Below are 5695 nucleotides of genomic sequence, written 5' to 3'. Positions count from 1 at the left end.
ATGGTACAGGTACAGCACCAAGTATTAGTGTTGCTGATAGTACATATACAGACCTTGCAGGTAACTTGGGTACAGGCGATGTCTTGGATGGTACAGATGGTTTTGTTGTAGACACTGTTGCGCCAACACTCGCAATTACTACTGATGATCTAGCTCTTGCAGCAGGTGAAACAGCGAACATTAGCTTCACCTTCAGTGAAGCGGTCGCAGGCTTTGATGCGACAGACATTGCGGTAGTGGGCGGTACCTTGACTGGCCTGACTACGACGGACAACATCACCTGGACAGCGGTGTTTACACCGGATGGCACAGGCACAGCACCAAGTATCAGTGTTGCTGATAATACTTATACAGACCTTGCAGGTAACTTGGGTACAGGTGATGTACTCGATGGTACAGATGGTTTCGTTGTAGACATTATTCCACCAACACTTGCAATTACTACTGATGATCTAGCTCTTGCAGCAGGTGAAACAGCGAACATTAGCTTCACCTTCAGTGAAGCGGTCGCAGGCTTTGATGCAAGCGACATCGTGGTCGTAGGTGGTAGCTTGACTGGCCTGACTACGACGGACAACATCACCTGGACAGCGGTGTTCACACCGGATGGTACAGGTACAGCACCAAGCATTAGTGTTGCTGATAGTACATATACAGACCTTGCAGGTAACTTGGGTACAGGTGATGTCTTGGATGGTACAGACGGCTTTATCGTTGATTTGGTTGCACCAGTGGTTGGTTTCACAAATGTAACTACTAATGATGACACACCTCCATTGACTGGTACGATCGATGATCCGACAGCAACCGTGGTGGTGAACGTAGATGGTGTGGATTACCCAGCGACCAACAATGGTGACGGTACCTGGACGCTTGCAGATAATACTTTGCCAACACTCGCAGATGGTCCGCACACTGTAAGTGTAACGGCAACAGATGTGGCAGGTAATGTATCGAATCCAGCAAATGGCACGGTAACGATTAGTTCTTCTAGTATCTTGGCCTTTGATAACACTGATACAGCCGTACTTGCTCCTCAACCATTGCTTGTACAAGATGATGCCTCTTTAGGTAGCGAAACTTACCTAGCCTTGGTTTCACTTGCTGGACTTGATTTACAACTTGGTTCTGAAGCAATTGATTTTACAGTAGGCGCTGGTCAAGAAGGCAACGCGACATTTACTTACAGTGCTTTAATTGGAGTGAATGCATTATCTGACTACTCTCTAGTTGTTCAGAAATTTGATACAACGACAGGTCAATGGACTGCAATTTATGGTGGTGGTCAAGCGGATATTCTTGATCTTACTTTACTAGGTTCAACACCTGGTGTAGTGATTGATGGTTTAGAAGAAGGTCAATACCGTGCGTTCATGACTTATAACGGTCTTCTAGGCATCGGTTTACTTGGTACCTTAACAGGGACAATGGATGTCTATGATACGACACAAGTAGGTGGATACTACACCGAAGTTGCCGATGGTAATGTTATTAATGATATCAATACCAGTGGTGAAATAGACATCGTAACTCCTACGACTGTAGTTACAGCGGTAAATGGTCAGCCTGTTACAGCGGTAGATACAGTGATCAACGGATTGTATGGTACTTTGGTAATTGATCCAGACGGTACATACACTTACACACCTAACTTAGATTCCGCTGGAGTTGGTCAAACAGATGTGTTTGTCTACACTTTAACTGATCCTCTAACTGGTGATACGGCTCAAGCAAATCTCAATATTCAATTGAGCTCTGTGAAAGCGGTAGATAATGTTGTAACCGCAGAAATTAACCCAGAGCCGTTGCTTGTTGCAGATGATGTAGCTCTTGGAGATGCATCTTACCTTGTAGCTGTATCGTTAGCGGGTCTAGATTTACAATTGCTTGGTAACGAGGCAATTGAATTTACAGTTGATCCAAATCGTGAAGGTACAGCAACGTTCACATTCGATGCGATAATTACTGCCGATTTACTCAGTGATTATGCGATTGTTGTTCAGAAATTTGATGAAGCAACAGGACAATGGGTATCGATTGGTGGTACTAACCCAGAAGCATCACTCATCGATCTATCACTTATCGGTGGAACACCAACAGCTGTACTTGAAGGATTGGATGCTGGTCAGTACCGTGCATTCATTGGATATGAAGGTTTAGTTGGTGTAGGTTTAGGCGGAACATTAACTGGTACGATGGATGTTTATAATCCATACATTGTGGCTGGTTACTCTGTTGAACCGATCTCAGGTAATGTCATTAAAGATGCAAGCCTCACTGGTGAAGTTGATGCGGCAAGTAGCAATGCTGTCATCTCTGAAGTGAATGGTATTGCTGTTGATCCAACAGCTGGTGCAACAATTGTTGGTACTTACGGTACCTTGGTGATCGATCAAGATGGTAACTACACATATACACCAACTGTGAATGGAGCAAACCTCGGTCAGGTAGATCAATTTACCTACACCTTGCTTGATCCTGTAACAGGTAACACTTCTGAGGCAACACTTTATGTTCGTCTCGATAGTGACAGTGTAGATATGACTTGGAACGATGCAGATCCATCTCAACCAGCTGTAATTACTAGTCCGCTTCCAGTAGATGCAATGGATAACGTTGCTTCAGCTGAAATAGACATGGTTTATCCTGTAACAACTGAGGTACTTGATAATGCGATCAGCTATAACTGGTTACTCGGTATAGGTGGAATTGTTATCGGTTCTAGAGAAGGAACAGCGACATTTACAGTTGACCCAGGTAACCTTACTGATGCCATTATTGCAGTGAACTTCGGTTCGGTTGCAACGGTTATTGATGGTTTACATGTGGTATTAACCCGAGTAAATCCAGACGGCACTCGTACTGTGGTTGCTGATAGTTCTGATACTGGTGTGATTGATTTGTTAGGTATCTTTGGTTCTGAAGTTCAATTCAAGATTGATAACTTAAGTGCTGGTACTTACGAGTTGTTCATGGAAAGCAACACACTTCTAACAGCTCTAGGTAGTGTTACAGCAGATATCACACTAAATCATGGTGATATTACTCAACCTCCTGTACTGGTCGTTGACCCTGTAACTGGTAATGTACTCGCTGATGATAACTCTGCTGTTTATGGTACAAACTATGTGCCAGACTACATTACGACAACTTCAGTAGTAACTACAGTTACATCTGAAAATGGTAATACAGAGGCAGTTGTAGTAGGTACTCCGACAACGATCGTAGGTGCATATGGCAGCTTGATTATCAATTCCGACGGCAGCTATAGCTATCAGGCAACTGCAGATATGGCGAATGTAGGTAAAGTTGATAGCTTCACTTATACAGTCACAGATCCAGTTACTGGTAGAACTGATACAGCTACATTACATGTTCAAGTTGGTTCGCCAGATGTTGATGTAACTTGGAATACAGCAGATCCTTCGGCAGATGCAACGCTTCCAACGCCTTCTGCAACAGCTGATACTGATGATGCAACAATCAGTATGTCACCAGTGGTAGACCCAGTTGTGGATGTAGTAAGTGGTAATGTGACCATCGGTAACTTGGTTGGTTTCCCAATTCCACTTCCTGTACTCAGCAGTACGGTAACGTCGGATCAATTTGTGATTGCTGCTAATACAGTAAGCGATGTACATGTACAGTTGAACTACACTGCATCATTAAGCTTGTCTGCTTTCCCAACAACTGGATATACAATTCAGCAGTTCGTTGGTGGAACATGGGTTGATACTGCATATTCAGGTTCTGCAACTGCCTTGGCAGGTGTACTCGGTGCTCCGGCATTCTCGGCAGATGTACCACATTTGACGGCGGGTACTTATCGAGTTGTATTCAGTTTATCAAGTGTGCTTTCACTAGGTGTGGTAACTCTAGACTCTGTAGTGACAACTACAGCGACTCATCTAGACCAATACACACCAGATGGTCAAACAGACTGGATTACTGGAAACGTTCTTAATAATGATGTCGTAGAAGGTACTCAGCTCTATGTACTGAACTCAACAACTGGCACATATGAGCTAGCTGCTGGTCAAGGAGTGAATACGGGTGAAGGCACATTGTACCTATACAATGATGGCTCTTACTTCTACAAACCATTAGACAGCGCTGCAAATGCGACAGTTGATGTGATTGATTACAAGTTAGTTTCAGTGATCGATGGTAGTGAATATCCTTCTTCATTGACGATTAACTTGAGTCAAGAGTTGAATAGCCTTGCAGTAAGTACCGCGGCAAATGATACATTTGCTCTTGGTAATGGCTCTGATACCTTGATCTACAACACATTAACAGCTGCAAGTGTCACTAACGCAACTGGTGGTAACACAACTGGTGGTGGTGTAGATATATGGACTGACTTCCATGTAGGCGATACTGCAACCGATGATCAGGCTGATAAGATTGACTTAAGTAACTTGTTAATTGGTTCTCAATCTAACTTAACAATTGGTCAATATGTGTCAGTAAGCTACGATGCTGGTACTCAAACTGCGACAATCAGTGTAGACCGTGATGGTGGATTACTTATCGAAGGTACTTACACTGAAACACCATTGCTTCAATTGACTAACCTCACAGGTCCAGTCACATTGAATGACTTGATCAATAATGGTCAAATCATTTTCTAATCTGATAAGCGACTTATAAAAAAGAGCCTCCGGGCTCTTTTTTTATTTTTAAACAATACATTAACTTAGGTTTGCACATGATCATGCTATGATGTAGCGAAAGCTTTATAGAATAACAAATAATGGATAGGGACTGATTTCGAGTGACAGCATTTTTAAACTTCCAAAGACAACTGAACCTTTGGTTAGAACATATCGCTCCCCATGTTTCAGATCTTCAGAAAGAAACGATTTTATTTATATCATTTGGCCCCAAAGACCAAAGATGTAGCGTATGGCACAGTGAAAAAACAAGTTTTTCACAAGCAAAAATACAATTATTAGCTTTCATTAATGACCACTTTGTACATGAATCACTGGTTGATTATATAAAAATCGATATCGCATATAATTTAGCGAAACAAGCTTGGAAAGAAGTAGAACAGCAGGTCCACCATCAATTTCACAATAACCACTACCGTAAAGGTATTGGGTTTGATGAAAAGTGTTCAGTGGCTTTGCTTGAACAAGAGATTTATGGAAAAGCAATTATTAGAGGCTTGAGCTATGACAAACCCAACTTTTTTGATGAAACAAACCTGAATTATGCAATTAAGCAAAAATATAACGCGACTAAACCACAGATTAAACTACAAGAGCTACAAGACATTTGGACTTTTGATACCTACGCAGCATTTTATGAAAATGAGCAATTCATTAATTTAGCGAGCCGCTATGATGCGAATGGTATTAGGGCGATTTCGAGCAATAAGAAACAGCATTTTCAGTCGTTAATTGAAAAAAATTCAGCGTTTTTGCACAGCCAAATTCAAGAAAATGGCAAATTTATCTACGGCTATTTTTCTGCCTATGATCGTGACATCCGTAACTACAATACGGTACGTCACTGTACCTCACTATATGCTTTGCTAGAAACATTTGAAGTGCAGAGCAAGCCAGAATATTGGCCCAAGATACATGCTGCTATCCAATATGCGCTGACCAACTTTTATAAAGAAAAAGATTCTGAAACTAGTTTTATGATTGATGGTAAAGAAGGGGAATTTGAAATTAAATTAGGT

2 pseudogenes are annotated in these 5695 nt (G+C 41.9%); both read left to right on the top strand.

Features of this window, described 5'->3' with window-relative positions:
- Positions 1-20 precede the first annotated feature (20 nt).
- Positions 21-4634, top strand: a pseudogene (locus tag HUN22_RS15230) (BapA/Bap/LapF family large adhesin); the annotation flags it as partial.
- Positions 4635-4777: 143 nt separating this feature from the next.
- Positions 4778-5695: pseudogene (locus tag HUN22_RS15225) on the top strand (poly alpha-glucosyltransferase); the annotation flags it as partial.

It is taken from the genome of Acinetobacter lactucae, assembly GCF_013344765.1.
Lineage (GTDB): Bacteria > Pseudomonadota > Gammaproteobacteria > Pseudomonadales > Moraxellaceae > Acinetobacter > Acinetobacter lactucae_A.
The sequence above is the reverse complement of the archived record's forward strand: the minus strand, read 5'-3'. Positions and strand labels throughout refer to the sequence as shown.